Below are 23,122 nucleotides of genomic sequence, written 5' to 3'. Positions count from 1 at the left end.
TCAGACACCGAGGTAGCGATCGGCAAGGGCGCGATCCGCGCGCAGTGTTTCGGCCGGGATCACCGGGCCGTTTCTGCCATCCTCGAGAAACGCGACGCGGTCTGCCACCGACAACACCGCATGGAGGCGCTGTTCCACCAGCAAGACCGCGACGCCGCGCGCGCACATGGCGGTGATGACCTCGCGGATGGCGTCGATCATCGAGGGTTGCAAGCCCTCTGTCGGCTCGTCGAGCAGGAGCACGCGCGGCGCAAGGCAGAGCGCACGCGCCATGGCGAGCATCTGCTGTTCGCCACCCGACAGCGTCTGCGCCGCCTGTCCCATCCGGTCGCGCAGGCGCGGGAAGAGGTCGAGCACCTCCTCGCGCATGGCCATTCCCTGACCGCCAGCCATCAACCCGATCTCCAGATTCTGTGCCACGCTCAGACCCGAAAACAGCCTGCGCCCCTGCGGCACATATCCGACACCGGCGCGCGGCACATCGTGCGGGGGCAGGTCGCTCAGCGTCACGTTGTCCAACTGCACCGCGCCCGACATCAGCGGCACAAGGCCCATGACCGCGCGCATCAGCGTGGTCTTGCCCGCGCCATTGCGGCCCAAGAGGCACAGGATCTCGCCGGGGGACACCTGCAATGACACCTCATGCAGCACTTGGGCATGGCCATAGCCTGCCCCGATCTTATCCAGTCTGAGCATCGCCACCCCCCAGATAGGCAGCCTGCACGGCGGCGTTGGCGTGGATCTCCTCGGGCGTGCCCTCGGCCAGCACACGGCCCGCATCCAGCACGGTGATCCGGTCGGCAAGCGCCATGACCACGCGCATGTTGTGCTCGATCAACAGGATGGTCGTCTCCTGCGCCAGATTGCGGATCAGGCTCTGAAACGCCTCGATCTCGCCTTCTGACAGGCCCTGCGTCGGCTCGTCTAGAATGAGCAGGCGGGGGTGTTGCACGATCCCCATGGCCAGTTCCAGCAGGCGCTGATGCCCGTAAGCCAGATCGCCCGCCTCCTGCTCGGCCCGTGCGCCGAGGCCGACGCGGTCAAGCGCCTCGGCCACCGCCTTGCGCGCCTTGGCACCATGCAGGTGGCGGCGCGCAGCAAGTCCGACATTCTCGGCCACGCTGAGCCGTGCGAAGACCGAGGTGATCTGGAACGTATAGGCCATGCCACGCGCGATGCGGCGATGCGCGGGCAGGCGGGTGATGTCCTCACCGTCAAAGATCACGCTCCCGGCGCTCGCTGTGATGCGCCCGGAGATCATGCCGACAAGCGTTGTCTTGCCTGCGCCGTTGGGGCCGATCAGCGCGCGAATTTCACCCTCGGGCAGGTCCAGATCAACGCTCTTGACCGCGTGCAGACCGTCGAACCGCTTGGAGAGACCCTTCACCGACAAGAGCATCACGGCAGCCCCTTCCACAGCCTGCGGCGCAATTCTCCCATGATCCCCTGCGGCGCGAAGAGCGTGAGCAGGACGAGGGCGATGCCCGCGATCAGCATATAGGCGGTGGTGATGCCGGAACTGAGGTCGATCAGGTAGAACATGAAAAGCGTGCCGATGAAGGGGCCAAGCACCGTGCCCGCGCCCCCCAGCAACACGTAAAGAAGCGGCAGGATCGAGTATTGCACGGCGGCGAAACTCGCCCCGACATAGCCGAAAAGAATGCCGTAAGCGGCCCCAGCCGCCGCCGCCATGGTGCCCGAGATTGTCAGTGCGGCAAGTTTATGCGCGAAGGTGTCGTAGCCCAGCATGCGCACCCGCTCCTCGTTCTCGCGGATCGCTACCAGCACCCGGCCAAAGGGTGCGCGCACCAGCCAGAGACTGAGCATGAGGCATATGCCGAACAGCATGAGGGCAGCGATATAGCGCGCGTTCGGGTCGCTGAGATCAACCCCCCAGGCCATCCGCCCGGCCAGCGCCAGAACGAACCCTTCGTCACCGCGCGTCCACTCGGAAAAGTGCAGGATCGTCAGGTATCCCGCCTGCGCGAACATCAGCGTGACGATCATGAAAGCCACGCCGCTGGTGCGCAGTGCCAGAAGCGCCAGCGCGCCCGAAACGACCGCACCCGAGAGGACACCGAGTAGCAATGCTGGCCCCGCGCTCAGTCCGAGGTGCTGCACCGACAGGCCCATGCCATACATGCCCGCCGCGAAGAACAGCGCATGTCCGAGGCTGAGCAGCCCGGTATAGCCAAAGAGGATGTTGTATCCCATGGCGAAGCTGGCCAGCACCATGATCCGCGCAAGGTTGCCGTGATGATAGGCAGGGAGCACGAAATGCAGCGCCAGAAGCACGGCCAGAAGGCCAAGATGCAGCACCAAAGCCTTCATGCCGCGCGCTTTCCAAAGAGGCCCTGCGGGCGGAACACCAGCACCAGCGCCACCAGCAGCGTCGCGATGATCTTGGCCAGCGTGGGCGAGAAGAAGACCGAGATGATCCCGTCTGACAGCCCGATCAGCACGGCGGCCAGAACCGTGCCGGGCAGGCTGCCCAACCCGCCGATGATGACCACGATGAACGACAGCAGCAGCGGATCGGCCCCCATCAGGTAATGCGCCTGCTGGATCGGCACGATCAGCACAGCTGCGAGCGCCGCCAGCCCCGCGCCGAGACCGAAGGTGATGGCATAGACTCGCTCTACCGGGATGCCGAAAGCCAATGCCATTTCACGATCCGCCTGCGTGGCGCGCATCACGAGGCCAAGGCGCGTGCGCGCCATCACCGCCCAGACCCCGCATAGGATGACCACCGCCGCTCCGATCACCGCCAGCTTGTAAGATGTGGTGCCCAGCCCCCAAGGCCAGATCATCTGCCAGCCTTCGAGGCCATGCTCGAACCACGGGATCGCAAGGCGCGTGTTGAACGGCGCCTCGACCGGGCGCGCCTCGGGGCCATAGCCCATCAGCGTCAGTTGCTGGATGATGTAAAGCAGGCCGATGGTGGCCACGATTGTACGCTCGGGGTCATAGTCCAGTCGCTTGAGAATGGTCATGTCGGCCGCCATGGCGAGCGCGCCGACGATCAGGGGGGCCATGATCAGCGCCGCACCGAAGCCGAACGCCGGGTGCCCGCCGACGCTGGTCGCGATCCACCACGCCAGCACCGCGCCCAGCATGAAGAATTCGCCATGCGCGATATTGACCACCCGCATCACCCCGAACACGAGGCTGAGCCCTACGGCGGTGAGCGCCAGCACCGCCGCCGTCACCGCGCCTTCCAGCGTGGCGAGCACGAGATAGGGGCCTAGATCCATCAGGCTGTCCGGGTGTCAGGGGTCATTGCGCCGCGTACTCCACCCCGCCCACGAGGAGGCGCTGATCGTCGGTCAGGGTTACGATCTGGCCGTGCTTGCGTTCCAGCTTGCGGGCCACGACCTCGTCGCGCGGTTGCCAGTCATAGGATGCGTCCTCGCGCACGCCTGCCCAGGTCAGGCGGCCGCCCTTGCGCCACGGGTCGAGTACGATGCCCTCATCATAGGCGTCGCCCCGCGCGCTGATGATTGCGGTGCTGTGTTCGAGGCGAAAGGCGTTGTCGGAATTGGCCACCGCGCGATGCAGGTCGAGGGTCTGGAAGTCTTCGGCTTTCAGCCGGTCCTCCATGTCGCGTGCCCAGTGCCAGCAGAGCCCGCGTGGCTTCAGCCCCATATTGACCTTGGTATTGTGCACGATGGGTGGATCGGTGATCTGGTATTCCAGCGCCAGATCATGCGTGTGCCGATAGGCCATGGTGGCTGCGCGCTGTGCCTCCTCCGGGTCCACCTCCGGTCCGAGGCCTCGGATCGCGGAGGCAAGGCGGCTCACCTCCTCGAGTTGCGGGGGAGGCGGTGCCGCGCAGGCGGCCAGCAAGAGCATCGCCCCTGCCAGCATCCCCCGCAAGAGCGCCGCCGGACCCATCTCAGAACGCCTGCGTGGTGTAATCGACCATATCGGGATAGGCCGAATCCTCGATCGCGGTGGTATGAACGCGGGTCAGCGTGCCGTTCTGCACCTGACTGATATACTGATGTCCAAAGACCTGATGGGTCTTGCCGTTGAACCGCTTGGCCCCTTGGGGGTGTTCGCGGGAGTGGGGCATGTCGGTCATCGCCTCGACCGCCTCGATCAGTGCGGCGCGGTCTTGCGGCCCGCGATAGCCCGCCGCCTCCATGCCAGCCTTGATCACGTGCAGCGTCTCCCAACAGCCGAACATGTGGCCGTAGGTCGACACGTCCGCCGGATCGTTCACCGAGGCCCCGCGTGCATCGACGCCCACCGCCTCGCGATAGAATGTCTCATGCGCGCTCTCGTCGGGCTGTTGGTGGCGGCACATGCCTTCCCAGAAATGGCTGCCTTCGAGGAAGTCGAGGCCGGGGCTGTCGATGGCCACTGCCTCGAGGCTGTCGATAAAGCCGAAAAGCTCTGGCCCCTGCCCGCCGAAAAACTCGCCCAGTTCCTTGACGAAGGTCAGCACCGCCGGCCCGACCATCACGTGATAGAGCACCTCGGTGTCGCGCGGGATCTTGGGGAAATACTTGGTGAACGAGGTTTCGGACGGCGGAATCGCGATCTTGGCCAGCACCTCGCCGCCCTGCGCCTCGATGGCCGGGGCGAGGGCATCGCGGTGGTCATATCCAAACCCGTAATCCGGAAAGATCATCGTGACCTTCTTGCCCAGCGTGTCGGTGATGAACGGGGCCATGGCGATGACCTGACTGCGCACATCCGTGATGCCGGGCTGTAACGTGTAGCGGTTGAGCATGCCCGACGAGACATGCGTGCCCTCGGACACAACGAAATAGGGCAGTTTCAACTCTCCGGCGCGGGGGGCGGAGCCGATCACCACATGGCTGAAAAGCGTGCCGAAGCCCACGTGGCAGCCATGCTGGTTGGCGAATTTCTCGACAACCTCGGCCCCGCGCTTGGGGTCGGTGCCGTCATCTTCGGCGACGATCTCTATGGGGCGACCATTGATACCGCCGCCCGCGTTGATCAGCCCAACGGCGGCCTCGGTGGCACGGCCATACCAGCGCCCATAGGCCGCGCCGATGCCGGTGCGGTGCTGCTGAAACCCGATGCGGATCGGCTCGGCGGTTTGCGCGTGGGTGTAGCGCGCCCAAAGCGGCAAGGTGGCGGCTGCGGCACCGCCTGCCAGCGTCTTGAGCGCGCCGCGACGGGTGGCGGTCTTGGTCGGGGTGGTCATGGGCGATCCTCCGATCAGTCAGAACTAGGGCCGCAAGGCCCGGTTGCGCGCAAATTGCGCAACAGCGGCCTGCATGTCCAGCCCTTTAGCCCTCAGGCCCCGCGCGGCGTGGCCAAGAGCCACAGGCCAAAGACGGTATAGGCCACCATGAAGAGCGCAAGCGGGGCCTGCGCCAGTGCCGCGCGCCGCGTGCTCTGACCGGCGCGGATGGCGATGGCATGGGCGAGCAGCAGCGCGATCACATGCCCCGCGACCACCACGCCCGCCTGCGTCATCCAGATCAGCCGCACCGGGCCGGGGCTGTTCAGAAACCCGGCCGTGACATGGACATGCCCGGCGCCCCACGTTTCCGAGAGCCAGCCCAGCACGTATTGCCCGTCGAGCAGGAAACTCGTGAGGTAATGGGCGATGTGATAGGCCAGCGCGATCGGCAGGAGCGTGGGCGCATAGCGACGGATCAGCAGGCCCGGCCCCGCCCGCTCACCCGCCAGCCGCGCACCAAGCCAGAGACAAGCCGCAAAGACCGCAATCAGTCCCAGGTTGGTGAGCAGCAGCCCCAGCAGATTAGGCCCGATCACCGCCGAACGGCCGGGAAACTCCAGCGGGTTGAGGCCAAGCCAGCCCATCCAGAGAAAGGTCTCGTTCAGCCCGTCGAAGCTGCCGCTCCCGAGCAGGACCAGCATCAGCACCGCAAGGCTGAGCGACGGCATCGAGCGGGCCAGTACCTGCCATCCCGGCAGGCCCAGGGCCAGCCGTCCGCGCGCCCGGCCCAAAAGGCCCATCCGCGCATAGCTGCGCATCAAGAGTGTGATCCCCTCGGCGCGCAAGAGCCACGGGCCACCGAAGAGCAGGACCCCGACCATGTGGACCGCCCAATAGACCGCCACCGCCAATGCCAGCCGCGCCGGATCGGCGGGAGCGGGGTCAGCCAGCAGAAAGCCTGCGAAAGCGAGGAAACTCAGCACTCCGGGCCAATGCCCGAGTGCCCTTGGATAGCGCAGGGGCGCGCGACGTCTGGTGGCCCTCGCGACAAGTGCGGCGGGCCCTGACCACGGATTGATCCAGCGCCAGATGTCGCCGATCAGCCCCTGAAGACTGACCAGCGCGATCCAGAAGACAACCCAGATGCTCAGCGATAGCGGGTTGAGCATCGGATCGCGTGGCCCGGACAGGCCCCGCCAGATTAGCCACAACAGGACAGCGGTTGCCACAAGACTGAGAATATGGCGGGGCCTTGGCGGTGAGACGGCCAACGGCAGAGGCCGAAAGAGCGCCCCTGCCACCCGGCCCGGCAATGCCGCCAATAAGGCCACGGTCAGTGCCACGGTGGCCCCGCCCGTCGCGATATAGACATCCGTCGGCAAGAGCAGCACGAACCCCTGCTCTGAGGCGTGCGCCGATGCGGCGCTGGCCAGGATCATCAAGGTGATCGCGCTTGAGACGGCCAGAACCATGGATTTTTCAGCCACCACAAATTCCCTGAAGCCGCAACCAGTCTGCGTCGCTCAGGATCGGCGGCGGCGGCTCTGCTCCGCGCGCGAACGGGTCGGCCTCGATCAGCGACAAGACAGTTTCGCCGGTGATGTCGCGCGCGTAAGCATACGGGGCCATGCGCACCTGCCAACGGGCGAATCCTCCGAGCAGCGCGGCATCGGGTGGTGGGTTGGGCGGCGATTTCAACAGCGTTTCGGCATGGGCGCGCAGGGTGTCGTCGGTCAGTTGTCCGGTCGCCAGCAGGCGCAGGCTCGCCATCGCGCCGCCGTCGGTGAGCAGGCGGTGCAGCGGGTCGCGGGCCTCGGCGCGCAGGTAGGCCGCGATGATGTGGCCCGCGACGACGTCGGGCTCGTCATGATCCTCGACCAGATCGGCGTTGATCATGACCGTTCCGCCGGGCAGACGCAGGGTGTCCTCGACGCCGCTGCGCACCATCATGAACCGCACGCCGCCTGTGCGCGGGGGCAGGCGACGCGCCAGCGCAGCCAGCGCGGCGTTGCCGCCTTGCGCACGGCAGGCGGGACCTGTGGCGCGCTGCAAATGGGTGATAAGCGCCTGGCCGATCTCGGCGCGTTTGACTGCCGGGACCACCCGCAGCGCATGGTCCCGCGCGGCACCCGGCAGCCAAAAGAGGCCCATCAGGAGCACCGCCAACACGCTGGCCAGTACGCCGTAGAGCCGCAGCCGTCCGGGGCGCGGGCGTTGCCGGGCAATCGCATTGCGCAGGGTTTCGATGGCGGCGATCATGTCGGTCTCGTTCTGGGGCAGTTCCAGCGTCTCGCCGGGGTCGCCATCGGGGTGATAGATCGCCGGTGTCTGCCCCGGATTGGCCCGCGCGATGGCGGCGATCGACCAATGCGCCTGCACCCGCTCGCGCATGTCGGTGATGGTCAGCGTCGCCTCGCCCACCGACACGATCACGTCGATGCGCTGCGCCTCTGCGTCGGCGCGCCAAAGGCCCGCCGCTTCGAGCCGCTGGTATTTGCTGAGTGCCGTTTTTGCCATATGTAGGGCTGCCCTGCCTCGATACGACAAGTGATAGCACGGTTGCGCGCAAGGCGGCAATCGCTCGACGTGCCCTTGCAGAGCGATTACAAGAGCGCCACCTGCTGCATATGAGGAATTCGATGAAAATCGCGACCGCCGCCTATCCGCTCGATGTGCTGACCAACTGGGCCGACTACGCCGCCAAGATCACCGAGTGGGTTGCCGATGCCGCAGGGCAGGGGGCCGATCTGGCGGTCTTTCCCGAATATGGGGCGATGGAACTGGCGATGCTCGACGGGCCGGAGGTGGCGGGCGATCTGGAACGCTCGCTGCATGCGGTCTCGGACCGGATTGCCGATGTGGATGATCTGCACAGCACTCTGGCCGTGCGGCACGGGATGCACGTCCTCGCGGCCTCGGCCCCGGTGTTCGATCCCGGTCTTGGCGCCCGCCCGGTCAATCGCGCGCGGCTTTTTACTCCCTCGGGAGGCCGCGGTGTTCAGGACAAGCAGATCATGACCCGGTTCGAGCGCGAGGACTGGGATGTTGTTCCGGGCGGGCCGCTGCGCCTGTTCGACACGAGCCTCGGCAAGATCGGCATCCTGATCTGCTATGACAGTGAATTTCCCTTGCTGGGTCGCGCCCTGCAGGACGCGGATATGATCCTCGTGCCCTCCTGCACCGAGGCCCTCGCCGGATATTGGCGGGTGCGCATCGGTGCGATGGCGCGCGCGCTCGAGCTGCAATGTGTCACCGTCATGGCCTCGACCGTGGGCGACGCGGAATGGTCCCCGGCCGTGGATGAGAACACCGGCATGGGCGGCATCTTCGGCCCGCCCGACACGGGCTTTCCGCCGTCGGGCGTCATTGCCGAAGGCGCGCTCAACCGACCGGGATGGACACTGGCCGAGGTCGACCTCGCGCGCGTCGCGCATGTCCGCGCGGATGGCGTCGTGCTCAACCGCCGCCACTGGGCCGAACAGAGGGGCCGCGACATGCAGGTCACATCTACACCGCTCGGGTGAATATGCCCTTGAAAAAAACGTTAAAGAGGCTCATTTACTAGCGCGTTCCGCAAAACAGGCGGAAAGCCAAAGCAAGGAGAGACCATGGCCAAGGAAGACACGCTCGAATTCCCCGGTGTCGTCAAGGAACTCCTGCCGAATGCGACATTCAGGGTCGAGCTTGAGAACGGCCATGAGATCATCGCACATACGGCAGGCAAGATGCGCAAGAACCGCATCCGCGTTCTGGCAGGCGACAAGGTGCAGGTTGAGATGACCCCGTATGATCTGACCAAGGGTCGGATCAACTACCGCTTCAAGTAAGCGTCTGATTTTTCATGCGTTTCATTCTCGGATCGGGCAGCCCGCGCCGCAGGGATCTGTTGGCGCAGATCGGCGTCGTGGCGGATGATATCCGCCCGCCCGAGATCGACGAGACCCCCGCCAAGGGGGAATTGCCCCGCCCCTACTGCGCCCGCATGGCGCGAGAAAAGGCGAGGGCGGTCACCGCGGAGGACGACGATATCGTGCTCGCCGCCGATACGACCGTGGCTCTGGGTCGCCGTATCTTGGGCAAGCCCGAGTCGGCGGCAGAGGCCGCCGAGTTCCTGCTTGCCCTTTCGGGCCGCCGTCACCGGGTGATCACCGGCGTCGCGGTGCGACGCGGCGACCGGATATGGGAGCGGGACGTGGTGACCGCTGTGCGGATGAAGCGCCTCTCGGATGAAGAACTCAACGCCTATCTCGCCTCGGGTGACTGGCAGGGCAAAGCGGGCGGCTATGGCATTCAGGGCCCCGCCGGGGCGCTGATCCCGTGGATTTCGGGCTCGTTCACCGCCGTTGTCGGCCTGCCGCTGGCCGAGACCGCTGGGCTCTTGCAGGCCGCAGGCTATCCCCTCTGGAAGGACACCCAATGACCGCGCGCACCATCGCCCTCGATCATATCGGCGGGGCCGAGGCCGCCGCCCTTATAGTGGAGGGCAGGCTCGACGATCTGCTGATCGATTCGGACCAACCCCGCCCCGGTGCCATCTACCGCGCCATCGCCGACCGGCCCGTAAAGGGACAGGGCGGCATGTTCCTGCGCACCTCCGATGGCTCGGCGTTTCTGCGGCAGGTCAAGGGCTTCGCCCCCGGTCAGCCGCTTCTGGTGCAGGTGACGGGCTATGCGGAACCGGGCAAGGCGCTGCCGGTGACGACGAAACTGCTCTTCAAGAGCCGCTATGCAATCGTCACGCCGGATGCCCCGGGGCTCAACGTATCACGGTCGATCAAGGACGACGACCTGCGCGACACGCTTTTGCAGATCGCCCATGCGGAAATGGGCGAGAGCAATATGGGTCTGATCCTGCGCTCGGCTTGCGCCGTGGGGGACGCAGACGAGATCGCCGAGGACATTCGCACCATGCAGGATCTGGCCCGCGCGGTGCTGGCCGATGCTGCCGGGCGCGAGCCTGAAAAGCTGACCGAAGGCGATGGCCCGCATGCCCTCGCCTGGCGGGATTGGGCAGAGCCCTCGGAGGTGATCACCGATGCAGGCTGCTTCGCCACGCTCGGCGTGCTTGATCAGGTGGACAGGCTGAGCGACGCGCAGGTGCCCCTGCCCGGTGGCGGCTCGTATTTCGTGGAGCCGACACGCGCGCTGGTGGCCGTCGATGTAAACACCGGCGGGGATGCCAGCCCTGCCGCAGGGCTCAAGGCCAATCTCGCCATGGCCCGCGACCTGCCCCGGCAATTGCGCCTACGCGGTTTGGGCGGGCAGATCACGCTCGATCTTGCGCCGATGCCGAAGAAGGATCGGCGCACATTCGAGACCAGCCTGCGCGCGGCTTTCCGCAAGGATGCGACCGAAACCGCGCTTGCGGGATGGACGCCCCTCAGCCATTTTGAACTGCAACGCAAACGCGACCGCCTGCCCCTGACCGATGTGGTGACATGACCTGCCCGATCTGCCGAAAGCCTGCCGATACCCGCTATCGCCCGTTCTGCTCGAAACGCTGCGCCGATGTCGATCTGGGCAAGTGGTTCAGCGGCGATTACGCCGTGCCCTCCGCCGATCCCGAGGATGTCGAGGCGGCCATTGAAGCTGTTGATCAAGAGCCGCAAAAACCCCATTGATTTTTGCGCATACCCTCTGGACACCCCGCCCCGCCTCGCCTAAAACGCATCCACCCGAAGGCCTCGCCTTCTCCCGTGCCCGGGTAGCTCAGGGGTAGAGCAGTGGATTGAAAATCCTCGTGTCGGTGGTTCGATTCCGCCCCCGGGCACCATTTTGCAAAACGAAACCACTATCAAGTGGTTGATTTGCAAGTAGAATTTTGATTCTTGCGGAGCCGTGCGCCCAGAATGTGTATCACATTTTGTATCACATTCGGTTCTGATATTCGTGAAATATCCTTTGATGGAGGGCCGAGTTTGAGGTCACGCGAGCAGTTTCTGGGCACGCGATAGCTGTATCGGCAAAAGCGCAGCAAGGTCCCGGATGGCTGATCGCCAACTCCGAAATACGCTGCCAACTGGATCCGTCTGAGCCTCCCTCAAAGCAGTCACAATTTTACCAAAGTGGCCTACTAAAGCTTCGAAAAGTTAAATTTGGAGTAACAATGAAAGAACTTGGGCCAGATAATGCTTTTTGGATCGACGGAGAATGGCTGGATTGGGATAGCATTATCGACCCAGAAGAAGTCAGGTATAGCCGTCTTGCTGAGCTGGAACGGGAAGCCCACCTGCGATTCAAATATCCGAACGCTGACCTAACTTTGATCCCATATTTTCAAGACCTGTTGACGCTTGCAGAATCTTACTTTCAAGAAACTGGGCAGCATCTTAACGTCTACGGTGACATCGGTGAGCTTTTTGGCGCGATTATGTACGGAATTAAGCTTCACAGGAATTATGCCCAAGGTTCTGATGGCCGGCTGGGAAATGACTTTGTTGAGATAAAAACAATCTCTCCGCTCAACAGCAAAGAGCAAATCAACGTGCGTCTCGACAGGCACTTCAACAGACTTCTCATTGTAAAGGTTAGTGCCGATTTCGAGGTTTCCGGACGTCTTGTGAAACGGATGAATTTGCCAAGAAGAAAAGGTAAGAATTTGCGGCTCTCATGGACAAACATGCCTGAACCCTAACGGCATTTTTGGCGTGTGACGCGCGCAGCAGTGTGATCCGCTCAGCGCTCTACGCCATTTCCAATCAATTGACGTCGCAGTTAGCATAGGACACGTGGCGAGCACTCGCGAAGCGACAGAAGATCACTTTTGATAGATAATGAACTGCCAAAAGGCTTCGAAAGACTTGCGCTGTAGACAGCGGTTCTTGACTCGGGCCTTCAACGGCCTTCGGGAGTGGTGCATGTTTCCCGTTCCATTCCACCACAAAGTCTGCACCTACTTGTTTACAAAAGGATCAGCTTCAAGAGCAAAAACACGAGTGAAAAACCTAGGAAATTCCGCTTCTGGTAGAACGTATTCATTGCTAGGATAGCTAATACTTGTGGCACGAGTAATGAGCACTACCATATGAACGAAGAAACCAAAATTGAAGATGCGCCTCTTGACCTAGCCACGCTTCTCACGCAGACGCTACGGACTGGAGGCAAGGTCACAGATTCACATCTTGTGGAGCTCACGCCCGCACAAATTGTCGAAGACACAGCGACAGAGGTGCATTGCTACCGACTGCCGATTGATGCGCACGGGAGAGTACGGTTTAAGCCGCTTGCGGAGTTTCTGCGCGCAAGAATTGTCGACTACGCTATCCCCCGGAAACGCATCGAAGAAGCAAAAAACTCTTTCAATGATACAGGTTCCTCAGCACTCGTTCTGAAACTTGAAAAGGAGGCGGAAGCGCTGTTCACTTCGCTTGCCAAGAGCGGCGAAGGAGGCGAACTTCTCGTTTTTGCGTTTGCCGAGGCAGTTTTTGGCATGTCCCAGATCATTAGTAAAATGAGCTTAAAGACATCCACAGAGATGCACTACCACGGAGCAGATGGCGTTTACGCCAAAGGAACAGACGATGGTGGGTTGAAAGTCTACTGGGGTGAGTCAAAGCTTTATGGTGGTGCGTCAGACGCTGTAAGAGACTGCCTGAATTCGCTTGCGCCATTTCTAACAGACACTGACGGCGCTGACTCAGCGCGTACCCGAGACGTATTCCTAATCAACGAGTTTGCCAACTTCGACGACCAAAAGCTCACTGAAGGCCTGAAAAACTACTTTAATCAGGATAAAAAAGAGTCATTGGCCCTGCGTCATTGCGGACTAGCGCTCGTTGGTTTCGACTCCACTAGCTACTTGGAGGATGGTCAAAATATCGACGAGAATGCCCTTGAAACTGCTTTGCAAGAAGAAGTGCCAGGTTGGATCAAGCAGATCAAAAGTCGAGTTGGAAAAGAAGAAATCACGAGTTTTGAGATAAGCTTTATTTGCGTGCCGATGAGGGCAATCGAAGAGTTCCGCTCTTACTTCCTCAGCCTCTTAGGACACGAAACATGAGCCTAAAGAATGTTCAGGATTGGCTCATTAGCTGTAATGGGATTAGGGATGAGCTTGATAGCCTCAGGCAGTGGTCAGCAGCACTGAGTTTTGGATAAGGCGTGCTCCAGATCGAAGATGCTACATCGCCAAAGGATTGGCGGCATCTTTTGCTTGCTGCGAGCATACTTGCAGAAAGTGATAAACGCGAAGCCCAAGAGTATGCGCTCATGGTGGCCGAAGCGGCTGTGTGCTTTTCAGACGAAGACCTTGTGAAAGATGCTGGCAGCCTCATCCTGACCAGACTTTCAAACCACAGGGCTGTCGCGCTAGCCGAGGAAAAGGGTTTTTTGAAACCCGAGTTAGACGACCGTCTTGGCACGATGGAAGCTCTTTTGCAGACACGTCGAAGGCTGCGGTCCGAGATTATTCTCAACGATACAAAGTCGATCTTGGGAAACAGGTTTCAATCAGACTTGTGGTCATCACTCTCGGAAGCTCAATGGGTGTCTGCGACTGCGCCCACAGCAGCAGGCAAAACTTATGCTGTGCTCAATTGGCTTCTTCGGCAGCATGCCACTGGAAAGTCGAAGAGCTCAGTCTTTTTAGCGCCAACCCGAGCACTCGTCTCCGAGGTCGAGCGCCAACTTAATGAATTGAAGCTTGTTCACGGCCTCAACGATCTCAAAGTTACTTCACTGCCAATAAATGAAGAAGAGTTGCGTTCAGATCGTTTCATCGCAGTGTTTACACAAGAAAGATTGCATATCTTTTTGAATGCTGGTGAAGAACCGCACCCGTTCAACATTGCGGTGGTCGATGAAGCTCAGAAGCTTTCAGACGAGCGGCGTGGAGTTATTCTTCAGGACGCAGTAGAAAGACTAGTTCGCGCAAATGATCGTTGTAGCTTTATTTTCTTAAGCCCACACAGCGAAAACCCTGATGTTCTTCTCGAGAACTCTCCTGACGAGATCCGGACATCTGTTGTCCCTAGCAACACTGCCACCGTCATGCAAAACCTTGTAATGGCAGAACAAATACGCGGAAAACCCAAGGAATGGACACTTTCGCTTGTTACTGAAGGTGATCCAAAACCGTTGGGCAAGTTCGATCTCTATGATCGTCCAATCAACCAACGCAAGCGCATAGCATTCGTAGCGTTAGCCTTGGGCAAAGAAACAACGGGAACGCTTGTCTATGCCAACACTGCAAGTGAAGCGGAAATCGTAGCGCAACTCATCTACGATGGACTTGAAGTTTGGGTGACTGATGACAACGACGAACTCGCTGACCTCTCTGAGTTCTGCGAAAAGGTCATCCACCCGAAGTTTCAATTAGTTCATCTTGTCAAAAGAGGTGTGGCTTTCCACTACGGGAACATGCCTTCTTTACTGCGCGAAGAGATTGAGCGCCTTTTCACATCAGGCAAATTACGCTTCCTGGTATCGACTTCCACCCTAATCGAGGGCGTAAATCTTGCATGCCGCACAATCGTCGTCAGAGGGCCTCGCAAAGGACAAGGCAACCCGATGTCGCCTCAAGATTTTTGGAACCTTGCGGGAAGAGCTGGTCGTTGGGGGTCTGATTTCTATGGCAATATTGTTTGCGTTGACGTTCAGAAGGACAACGTATGGCCAAACGGTTTGCCTAAAAAGACAGCGTACCCGATCCAACGCGAAACGGACAAAGTGATAGAGCAGTTTGATGATCTATCAGGGTATCTCGAAGAGCGAACCCAAATGGATCAAGACGCTTTTGATGGAAAGCTAGAACACGTTGCGGCATACCTCATGAGTTGGCAGTACAGAGAGGGAACCATCAAGAATGCGCCCCCGGTCAGCTAGCTAAGCGATGATGTCGCAACCAAGCTCGAAGAACTCATTCAACCTTCTTTAGACGCGATTGACGTTTCCCAGGAAATTGTGGAAGCCAATCCTGGAATATCAATCGTAGCCCTTCAATCGCTTCTTGATTTCTTCCGCGCCTACTCAGGCTTGCCTGAACAACTTCTCCCAATACCGCCGGAAGACGACGAGTCCGTGGATCGGTTTGTTCGCATATTCGATATCATCAACCGAACGCTTGCTCCAGTTTTTGCACCGGAAAAACGCGTGTTGCCATGTGCTCTGACAACTTGGGATTGGATGCGCGGAAAAACACTGGGCAGAATTATTGCGGCAAGACTGCGGCGTGAAAGAGAAAAGCCAGAATATCGAGGTGACACTGAACTTCCTTATGCGAAATTCATTCGAGACACGATGGCTGATGTCGAGAACATTGCTAGATTTCTAGCACCTAAATACCTCGGCGCGTACCTGTCTGTTTTGCGACAGTTTTATCATGAACGTGGCTTGTCCGAAGAGTTCCCCGAAGAGCTGACTTACGATCTTTTCCTCGAATTCGGTGTGAGTACACGTACACTCATTAGCTTGATTGGTTTGGGACTATCGAGAACGAGCTCTATCGAACTCAGTAACTTTCTTGGAAGAACACGTTTAAGCGAAGCCGAAGTGCTGCAAAGCTTAGAGTCTAGAGAGTGGGAAGCGTTAGACCTTCCAGCTTTGGTAAAGCGAGAGATCAACCGAGTGATAGAGCAAAAGCGCCTTGAGGCTTCAGGCGCAGCGGGCATTCAGGAAACGTAATGGCCAGGGCGCAGCCAGTAAATATAGGCGGTATTGATTTCCCAAAGAAATCAGCTGCTCTCGCCCACTTTCGTGGCATTTTGTACCGCTTCGAGTTCGAAGAGCGGATCTCCGGAGCGGACGAAGAGTTTCTCAATGCAGCTATCGAGCGGCATCCCGATTATCTGGCAAAAACCGGCGTTGGCATCGAACACTTCTTCGTGGGAAGAGGCGACTTTGGAACCCGATGCTTCTGGATTCGAAGGATTGACGGGACTGAGGTTCGTTTTTCCTTCAAGAGCTGTGTGTAGTATTTGGCTAGCTGCGTCGCAGCGACAGATACTTAATGAACGGCAGAAATGGGCCGAAAGTACCGAGCTTCACGAGGTGCGGAAATTGTGAATTTCGCCCCAACATCAACATGTTTATTGATAAAACTTCACGAGAAAACGAGATTCGGGGAAGTACTAAATATGCGTTCTATGTTGATACTGGTATACGCGGCACTCACGCTCACACCGAGCATTGCTGGCGCTGAGGTGACGACCTATGGGAGCTATCGCCACTACGACGAAATCCCAAACGTTCTCTTTTTGGTCGGTGAAATAAAGAACGGGGATTCGTTTGAGCTTCGCCGTGCTATGCGAGACTACGACGTGGATATGGTCGTGGCCGCGAGCGCGGGTGGCAGCGTTTACGAAGGCCTCCAGATGGCCAGTATCCTTAATGACAAGGGGGTGAACACCTATATTCCAGAGCAGGCAAACTGTGAGTCCTCCTGCGCGAAAATCTTCCTCGGTGGTAGCAAGCGTATGGTGCTCGGTGAGTTAGGCGTTCATCAGTTCTTTTCAGGTTCTGATAATGCAAAGCAATCGGGACGGAAGGACCTTACAACCGCTTCTACACAGTATACGACTTCAGACATCATCGGCATACTGAATGAATTCGACACGCCGGCTTTTGTGTATGAAAAGATGTTCGGTACGGTTGATATTTATTACTTTAAGGCGTTGGAAAAACAGCAGCTTGGGCTTGGGCTCAATGATACACAATTTCTGGATCGTGTCGTGGAGGTTGATGGTTTCATAAACGCAACTCCTAGCGCTTTAGAACGTCCATCCCGGCAGCCGGATTCAACCGAAACCGCGCGATCAACACCACCATCTGTACCGGTTCAGCCTGCACCTGAGGCGACGCCAGATATCGAGAAAAGATACTCTGATACTGATTTCTTCGGTATGGACCTAAATTCCCGTGGTTTGCGCAATGTGAGCATCGATCAGTGCGAAGCATATTGCAAACGCACCGCAAGCTGCTCCGCATGGAGTTATGTTCATGCAACTCGATGGTGCTGGCCGAAATCCGGGGTAGAGAACATCAGCATGGCCAAAAATGTGACAAGCGGAATAACGGACCCGAGCCGTATTAACCCAGAGATATTCAACCGTCCCTTCATTGAAGCGACAGGTCTCGATATCCGCGGATATGATTTATATCCTCGAGGCCTGCGAAACATGAGCCTCGATCAATGCCGTCACGCCTGTCAGGCAACAACAGATTGTGTCGCCTGGAGCTATGTTCCAAAGAAAGCCTGGTGTTTTCCGAAGCATGGGATTGGTCAGTACACGGAGCAGCTCGGCGTGATTTCAGGCATCGTCAATGATGATTGATAAGGGACTTCCGAAAATTCCTGACAAGTCTTGCGTGCTCGGCGACAAGCGGCGCGGGCAACGTGCCGTCCTGTATCGCTGAGATCAGCTTTTGGTGAACCTCATTTATTGAACGGACTGAGTATCGATCCGCATAGTTCGAATAGATCAGAAGGGAGTTACCAGCCGAGACGGCAGCGATACTCGCGTCTCGAGCTGGCATGAAGTCCGCTATCGCACCCATTTGCATATCATCCGTAATGATTGGCCCTGTAAAAGAAAGACCTTCTCGCATCTCGGCAACAGAACTCTTTGATAGTGAGGTGGGGATCCACGCTGCGTCGGATAGGTGCCTATGGAGAACATGAGAATTCATAATTGTGTCGGCCAATCCCGCACGCACTAGACGCTCAAAAGGAGCAATCTCTTCGGCGCTCCAAGTCTTTGAAATATCCACGGTGCCGAAGTGACTGTCTCCGACTGACGACCCATGTCCTGGAAAATGCTTCAGACATGTCTTCACGCCCTCTGAGCGGTGTGCTCGAATGAACAACTCTGCGAACCTGACTACATCTTCGACTTGGCTGCCGTACGCACGTCCCTTGGCGCCTATGATCGGATTGTACGGATTTACATTCAGATCGACCACAGGTCCGAGATTCAGGTTCACACCGACTACCGACAATTCTCGTGCCCGGACCGAGTAATACTCGAAAACCTCATCGTTCTTGCGTCCCGATGCCGCCATATCTGCGGCGGACATCCATGGCAAAAAACCACTCCTGCGATCAAGACGTGTAACCTCACCCCCCTCTTGGTCGATAGCTATGATCACTGGATGCTCTGATGACGTGGACTGTAGCGACGTCGTTAGGTTCAAAAGCTGTTCCGGCGACCGGATGTTCCGCCGAAGCAAAATCACGCCTGAGACAATTCCATCTTCAATATAGCGCCGAAGCTGATCCACCTCCGGATCCGAGGGGCCAGTGCCCCGGAATCCTGTTATGAGAAGTTGGCCCGCAAACGGGTCAGCATCTTCAGGGGATAATGCCTTCACCTCGCTACCGAGGTACGCGAAGCACGTCGTTGCCGCCAAAAACCTTCTGCGGTCAATCATCATTGATACCTTATTGTTTTTACGCGTTGCCTTGCTTGATACAAAGCACTTCCGAGAGTCATGCTGGGTGAAATCTTGCTCCCCTTAAGACATGGAAAATTGCACCGCAAAAGAATTTTGCCATGGATACAAATGCACGACTGAGGGACCAACCCCCTGCAGTCTTGCAGAATTGGACAATGGGGATGCATTGCTGTGTTCCAAGAGCTTCCTTTGTCATCGGAGTATTTTGAATCGGCTTCCGCCCCGAGTTGTTGCGATGGAAGCCTGCAACATGGCCATGATCCCAGGCTCATGTTGCCACTCTATGTCCGATCCTACAGGAAGGTTCACAAGAACGATGACTGATCTTGCCTCTACTAACTTTCAGGGAACTGAGCTTCACATTGACGAACTGCAGCGTTTGCTTGGGCAGCGTATTCAGGCAAGAAAGTCTGATACTGCTTTAGCTTTGCCCTTTCTGCATTCACGTCGATTGAGACTGGAGTAGTTTGAGTTCTATACTGAGTTGACGGGCAAGAATAAGGAATTGATTGATAGGTATTGGGGTCAGTCCTGTAGCAAATTCCTTGGACTGTATAAGGCACGGTTTCAGAATGCAGGGCGTAGCCTCTGGAGATGTTTTGCTGTGCTTCGGATATTAGGCTTTGCAGTGTTCGGTAGTCGCTCGTCGCATTTGAGATACAACTCTCGCGTGGTGTGCTACATGCCGCAACAAATGAAGTGAGCACTAGAGCGCTAACAAACCGAATATTTTTGATCACTTCTTCTCTCTCCCGCTTGAGCCCAATGTGCCTCTCGTATTTCCAATGCGATAGCATTCAAGCATCTGGATGCAAATATAAATTCAGAAAAACAGAGTTTTCTGAAGCGCTATCGTTCTCCCCCATATGCACGAGTCAAAGCAGAAATTTGACTAAATTTGACATTGGTGAGGGATGGAACGCAATTTTTACGGGCGCGGGAGAAGCTGGTTGGATTGATTTCGTAGATTTGAGATACTCTCAAATGTTCTGACAGTATCTGGCTTGATTCAAGCTACTCTCTGCTCCTGTTGATCGGGTTGGTTTTAGTCTTTTCTCAGCCAATAGACCGCGGCCAGATGTTTGTCGCCAAGAGCGGAGTATGGGCGTTTTGAGGTGTAAAACTTTATCCACATTTGGACGGCGACTTTCCAACCTGGTCCTGTTTTTCCTGCATTGAAATAGTCGCATTCGTATTCCCGGGATCGCTAAAGTCGCTCGACGAAGTTGTTGTAGAGAAACCGAGTCTTGTGGAGTAGCCCGCTGAAAGTGGTTCACCCACAGGGAATGCTGTGGTGGCGCAGGTGATGAGCAACCATTCAGGAACAATCCCTGAGCCGTATGGAGCAACCGATATGTGGGTCCCAGAATTTCTGAAATGGCTGTCTACAAAATACTGGAACCTGAAATTGCTGCGGCCGCAAGCTCAGACCAGCAGATATGATATGGCTCGACGATATAATTGCACGGCGCTACGGTACCTCGGAATCGTTGAGCAGTTCTGATGAACTTGCATTCGAGCTCACGAAAATCGCCAGAAGGTTCAGAAATTTGAAGCATCTCTTAACGGTCTTCACGATATTCCTTTTCTTCGGCACGACGTCCGTCAACGCCCGAGAGATCTCTGGGAGTGCCTATGTCCGCGATGCTGACACTGTTGTGGTGGCCGGAACACCGGTCCGCCTGAATGGAGTGGATGCGCCGGAGCTTTCGAACCGGTACGGACGAACAGCAAAGGCCTTTATGGAGAGGTTGTTGCGCGGTGAGCAGGTCTTTTGTGACCTGAATGGCGACCGCACATACGACCGCTGGGTTGGCACATGCTTCATCGAGCGAGATGGACAATGGGTCGACGTTGGCGCAGTCGTGATCGCCAACGGCCATGCACTGGACTGTCAAAGGTATTCCGGAGGCCGCTACAGGTCCCTCGAGCCAGCCGGTGCACGGTCACGCTTGCCACAGTCAAATTACTGCTGAACCAATCTTCGGGAACCTAGCATGACCAACCAAAACAGGCGTTTGACGGCCGCGGAAACCAAGGGCCTACGCACGGCCAAGGAGCTTGAAGGGCACCTCGCATGGCTCGACACCTTCACCCCGGCCGCGCTCGGCGTTCTGGCAATAGCGTCGGGCATATATACTTACCTAGGCGTAACGTCGCTTCTTGAAGACACTGGTGCGATGAGTTTTTTCGCTGCCGTTGCCTACTCGGTTGCGGTCTCCGTCGGCATATTTGTTTTCTGGAGCTACATGCTGCGGCTGCTGCCATCAATGCGAAGTGCCGGTGGGTTCATCGGCCTGACCGTCTCCACGATGGTCGGATCCCTCGCAATCATAGCGATGTCCAGTTGGCTGAATGCTGCCGCTCTCGCAGGGTCGGCTGCAGTCGAACAGCATCTCGATCTGACCGTTCGGGATTATCAGAACGCGCTCGAGCAAGCCCATGATATTGCCCTTTCCGCGCAGGCCCTGGAGCGAGAGGTCCGCCGTGCCCGTGAGGCATTTGAAGCACTTGCCGAGCAGGAGCGGTCCGGTGAGCTGTCAGGGACGGCAGGTGAGGGGGCGGTCTATCGCGTCCTACGACAAAAAACCGAAGAACTGCAGAGCCTCGAAGCCCAGATTGCAGAGCAGCAGCCCTTGATCGACGCTGCTTTCGAACAGGGAAATGAAATCCTCGGCCGGATGCGTGGGCTTACAGTCGCACCGGGTCCTGTCGAACAGCGCTCGGTAGCCTTTTCTGAAGAAAGTGTTCGGCTTGCCGGCGTTATATCAAATCTCAATCAGTTCTCTGTCGCATTGCTCGTAGCCCGTGCCGCGGCAGATCTGCCGGCCTCTGTTGTACTGCCTGAACTCGACGGTCGTACAAATAGCGTGCGGGAAGCTCAATCCACGACCATTGGGTCCGTACTTGATGCCCTGGATCAGCGCAGCCGGACACTCGGGCAGGCGGCTGCACAAGTCCTGGAGATGGAGCCACCTCAAGAGACGGCCTACAATCCGATCTCGAGTGCGGACGCCGTAATTCGATATGCGAGCAGCTTTGCACCGTCTTGGGCGGGTGCGATTGCCATCGATCTGCTTCCCGGAGTTCTCGTGTTTGTCCTTGCCGTCACACAGGCCGCGATCAGAAGTGGCCGAGACGGTCTGAGCATCGAAGAGACTCTTACCCTTTCCGATCTCAAGGCTGCCATAAACGCGATGAGAGACGTCGAGGTCTCAATGGGCGATACGGATGCCGAGATCCTCAGGCGATTGCGCATCAACAAGCCATCGCAAGACGATAAAACCTCAGAGGCTGACTAGGCTTTGCAGCGCTTCATTGAGAAAGGCCGTTCACTAACAATTGGTAGAGGACTCAAGTTCATTCTACTTCTTCAAGTGGTGATCGCCGGTTTGCTGATCTTGACGGACGTTGGTGCGCGGTGGAATCTCGACAGACCTTCCGACAAACCAGAGATCACCCAGCCAGTCTCACCTGGCGACCAGGTTAGGAGATACAACCCGAACCAGTACGACCCACAGCTCTCCGAGCCAGGATCAAGACCAGATATCGACCTGCCATCTGATCTTCCTCCTCGCCTGAATTTCTCGCTTCGAGATGAACCAGACATCGGTTCCTTGGTGATCATGCATGGGCAGATCGCTACCGGAGACGCAGAAAGAGCGCATGCCTACCTTGAGGGCCTTGATGTGCCACCGGACAGCATCGCGATCAATAGCCTTGGCGGTATTGTTGATGAGGCACTCGAACTGGGACGTCTTGTACGAAATCGTTCGTTGAACACTCTTATACTCTCAGAAATGGTCTGCCTTTCCTCCTGTCCATATGTACTCGCCGGTGGGGTGGAACGTCGGGTTTCTCTTGGGGGCGCGGTTGGGCTTCACCAACACTACTATGAAACACCAGGCTATATGCCGGTGTTCTTTGCGGTTGAGGACATCCAGTTTAGCCAAGGTGAAACGATGGGCTATCTGATTGAGATGGGTATTGATCCCGGCGTAATGATCCACGGTCTTAAAACACCGCCAAATGATATCTACGTACTCGTGGAGAACGAATTGCTTGAGAGTCGAATGGCTACCGAAGTCATAGAATGAATAACCATTTGGTCGGCCCTAAGACGCTTTTCCCGATTGGCTGTGAGGGCTAGAGACGATTTACGCGCAAGATTACCTTTGTGCCATCGGCTCGAAGGATCACTTCACGTCATTCACTGTACCTGAGAGCGGCTAGTGTCAGAGAGGACTGTCTGACGTCAGCGCCTATGGGACAGATTTGAGGTTTTCGTAACGGAGGATTTCTGGTTCATCGCAGCCACCAAGGAGCGAAGATGAACAAGAAATCCGGAACATCGAAGGACGCGGCTGACAAGCTGGTCAAAGGGATCAAGCGCAAGACGCGCAAGCATTACTCGGCGGAAGAGAAGATCAGGATCGTGCTGGCGGGCCTGCGCGGCGAGGAGAGCATTGCCGCGCTGTGCCGACGCGAGGGTATCAGCGAGAGCCTGTATTACACTTGGTCGAAGGAATTCCTCGAGGCGGGCAAGCAACGCCTGGCCGGGGATACCGCCCG

General features: G+C 58.0%; 24 protein-coding genes and 1 tRNA gene. 16 read left to right on the top strand and 9 right to left on the bottom strand.

Annotated features, from left to right (window positions below; all coding sequences use genetic code 11):
* From BMX04_RS13650 to BMX04_RS13615, 8 genes are all read right to left on the bottom strand, one after another.
* Complete coding sequence (locus BMX04_RS13650; protein ID WP_074787368.1) at positions 1-696, bottom strand: ABC transporter ATP-binding protein; 696 nt, start codon at positions 694-696, stop codon at positions 1-3.
* Entirely contained in the window at positions 680-1,402 is a 723-nt protein-coding gene (locus BMX04_RS13645; protein ID WP_244888557.1) for an ABC transporter ATP-binding protein, read from the bottom strand. Before BMX04_RS13645 ends, BMX04_RS13650 begins: the two co-directional genes overlap by 17 nt.
* On the bottom strand, positions 1,399-2,331 hold the full coding sequence (locus BMX04_RS13640; protein ID WP_074787364.1) for a branched-chain amino acid ABC transporter permease: 933 nt from the start codon (positions 2,329-2,331) through the stop codon (positions 1,399-1,401). Before BMX04_RS13640 ends, BMX04_RS13645 begins: the two co-directional genes overlap by 4 nt.
* A complete protein-coding gene (locus tag BMX04_RS13635) occupies positions 2,328-3,254 on the bottom strand; it encodes a branched-chain amino acid ABC transporter permease (protein WP_074787362.1) in 927 nt (308 codons plus the stop codon). Before BMX04_RS13635 ends, BMX04_RS13640 begins: the two co-directional genes overlap by 4 nt.
* A 22-nt stretch (positions 3,255-3,276) precedes the next feature.
* On the bottom strand, positions 3,277-3,894 hold the full coding sequence (locus BMX04_RS13630) for a hypothetical protein (RefSeq protein ID WP_074787360.1): 618 nt from the start codon (positions 3,892-3,894) through the stop codon (positions 3,277-3,279).
* Between the two features lies 1 nt (position 3,895).
* Positions 3,896-5,179, bottom strand: a complete 1,284-nt coding sequence (locus BMX04_RS13625; protein WP_074787358.1) for an ABC transporter substrate-binding protein — start codon at positions 5,177-5,179, stop codon at positions 3,896-3,898.
* 92 nt (positions 5,180-5,271) lie between these two features.
* Positions 5,272-6,648, bottom strand: a complete 1,377-nt coding sequence (locus BMX04_RS13620; protein WP_244888552.1) for a hypothetical protein — start codon at positions 6,646-6,648, stop codon at positions 5,272-5,274.
* Positions 6,641-7,678, bottom strand: a complete 1,038-nt coding sequence (locus BMX04_RS13615) for a hypothetical protein (RefSeq protein ID WP_074787356.1) — start codon at positions 7,676-7,678, stop codon at positions 6,641-6,643. Before BMX04_RS13615 ends, BMX04_RS13620 begins: the two co-directional genes overlap by 8 nt.
* A 122-nt stretch (positions 7,679-7,800) precedes the next feature.
* Between BMX04_RS13615 and BMX04_RS13610 the strand changes: the two genes are divergently transcribed.
* The 12 genes from BMX04_RS13610 to BMX04_RS13560 all read left to right on the top strand — a co-directional run bounded on the left by BMX04_RS13610 (position 7,801) and on the right by BMX04_RS13560 (position 17,430).
* A complete protein-coding gene (locus tag BMX04_RS13610) occupies positions 7,801-8,685 on the top strand; it encodes a carbon-nitrogen hydrolase family protein (RefSeq protein WP_074787354.1) in 885 nt (294 codons plus the stop codon).
* An 84-nt stretch (positions 8,686-8,769) separates the two neighbouring features.
* On the top strand, positions 8,770-8,988 hold the full coding sequence (gene infA, locus BMX04_RS13605; RefSeq protein ID WP_005978431.1) for a translation initiation factor IF-1: 219 nt from the start codon (positions 8,770-8,772) through the stop codon (positions 8,986-8,988).
* Between the two features lie 14 nt (positions 8,989-9,002).
* On the top strand, positions 9,003-9,581 hold the full coding sequence (locus BMX04_RS13600; RefSeq protein WP_074787352.1) for a Maf family protein: 579 nt from the start codon (positions 9,003-9,005) through the stop codon (positions 9,579-9,581).
* On the top strand, positions 9,578-10,603 hold the full coding sequence (locus BMX04_RS13595; RefSeq protein ID WP_074787350.1) for a ribonuclease E/G: 1,026 nt from the start codon (positions 9,578-9,580) through the stop codon (positions 10,601-10,603). The genes BMX04_RS13600 and BMX04_RS13595 overlap by 4 nt, the downstream gene beginning before the upstream one ends.
* The gene (locus BMX04_RS13590; protein ID WP_050662273.1) at positions 10,600-10,782 is read left to right on the top strand and encodes a DNA gyrase inhibitor YacG; all 183 of its coding nucleotides are present in this window, start codon (positions 10,600-10,602) and stop codon (positions 10,780-10,782) included. Before BMX04_RS13595 ends, BMX04_RS13590 begins: the two co-directional genes overlap by 4 nt.
* Before the next feature lie 77 nt (positions 10,783-10,859).
* Positions 10,860-10,934 (top strand) — tRNA-Phe (locus BMX04_RS13585).
* Positions 10,935-11,267: 333 nt separating this feature from the next.
* The gene (locus BMX04_RS13580) at positions 11,268-11,795 is read left to right on the top strand and encodes a hypothetical protein (RefSeq protein ID WP_074787348.1); all 528 of its coding nucleotides are present in this window, start codon (positions 11,268-11,270) and stop codon (positions 11,793-11,795) included.
* A gap of 390 nt (positions 11,796-12,185) precedes the next feature.
* Complete coding sequence (locus tag BMX04_RS13575; RefSeq protein WP_074787346.1) at positions 12,186-13,160, top strand: HamA C-terminal domain-containing protein; 975 nt, start codon at positions 12,186-12,188, stop codon at positions 13,158-13,160.
* Between the two features lie 101 nt (positions 13,161-13,261).
* Positions 13,262-14,983, top strand: a complete 1,722-nt coding sequence (locus tag BMX04_RS18900; protein ID WP_139194561.1) for a DEAD/DEAH box helicase — start codon at positions 13,262-13,264, stop codon at positions 14,981-14,983.
* A 78-nt stretch (positions 14,984-15,061) separates the two neighbouring features.
* Complete coding sequence (locus BMX04_RS19110; RefSeq protein WP_139194560.1) at positions 15,062-15,781, top strand: hypothetical protein; 720 nt, start codon at positions 15,062-15,064, stop codon at positions 15,779-15,781.
* Positions 15,781-16,071 carry a DCL family protein gene (locus tag BMX04_RS13565; RefSeq protein WP_074787344.1) on the top strand — a complete coding sequence of 97 codons (291 nt, stop codon included), beginning with the start codon at positions 15,781-15,783 and terminating at the stop codon, positions 16,069-16,071. Before BMX04_RS19110 ends, BMX04_RS13565 begins: the two co-directional genes overlap by 1 nt.
* 162 nt (positions 16,072-16,233) lie before the next feature.
* Positions 16,234-17,430: a PAN domain-containing protein gene (locus BMX04_RS13560; RefSeq protein ID WP_175477372.1), complete on the top strand. Its 1,197-nt coding sequence runs from the start codon at positions 16,234-16,236 to the stop codon at positions 17,428-17,430.
* Here the strand turns inward: BMX04_RS13560 and BMX04_RS13555 are convergent.
* Positions 17,417-18,526 (bottom strand): glycoside hydrolase family 3 N-terminal domain-containing protein, encoded by a 1,110-nt coding sequence (locus tag BMX04_RS13555; protein WP_217644485.1) that lies wholly within the window; start codon positions 18,524-18,526, stop codon positions 17,417-17,419. The two genes, BMX04_RS13560 and BMX04_RS13555, sit on opposite strands and share 14 nt — an antisense overlap.
* Before the next feature lie 1,463 nt (positions 18,527-19,989).
* On the opposite strand from BMX04_RS13555, the gene BMX04_RS13545 reads away from it, so the two are divergent.
* The 4 genes from BMX04_RS13545 to BMX04_RS13530 form a co-directional block, all read left to right on the top strand.
* Positions 19,990-20,526, top strand: coding sequence for a thermonuclease family protein (locus BMX04_RS13545; protein WP_083398190.1), 537 nt, complete (start codon positions 19,990-19,992; stop codon positions 20,524-20,526).
* A 21-nt stretch (positions 20,527-20,547) separates the two neighbouring features.
* Positions 20,548-21,852, top strand: a complete 1,305-nt coding sequence (locus tag BMX04_RS13540; RefSeq protein WP_074787338.1) for a hypothetical protein — start codon at positions 20,548-20,550, stop codon at positions 21,850-21,852.
* 3 nt (positions 21,853-21,855) lie between these two features.
* The gene (locus BMX04_RS13535) at positions 21,856-22,647 is read left to right on the top strand and encodes a COG3904 family protein (RefSeq protein ID WP_074787336.1); all 792 of its coding nucleotides are present in this window, start codon (positions 21,856-21,858) and stop codon (positions 22,645-22,647) included.
* Between the two features lie 233 nt (positions 22,648-22,880).
* The coding region (locus tag BMX04_RS13530) for a transposase (RefSeq protein ID WP_074787492.1) at positions 22,881-23,122 on the top strand (242 nt) is incomplete at its 3' end.

The organism is Roseovarius tolerans, from assembly GCF_900109855.1.
Taxonomy (GTDB): Bacteria; Pseudomonadota; Alphaproteobacteria; order Rhodobacterales; family Rhodobacteraceae; genus Roseovarius; species Roseovarius tolerans.
The sequence above is the reverse complement of the archived record's forward strand: the minus strand, read 5'-3'. Positions and strand labels throughout refer to the sequence as shown.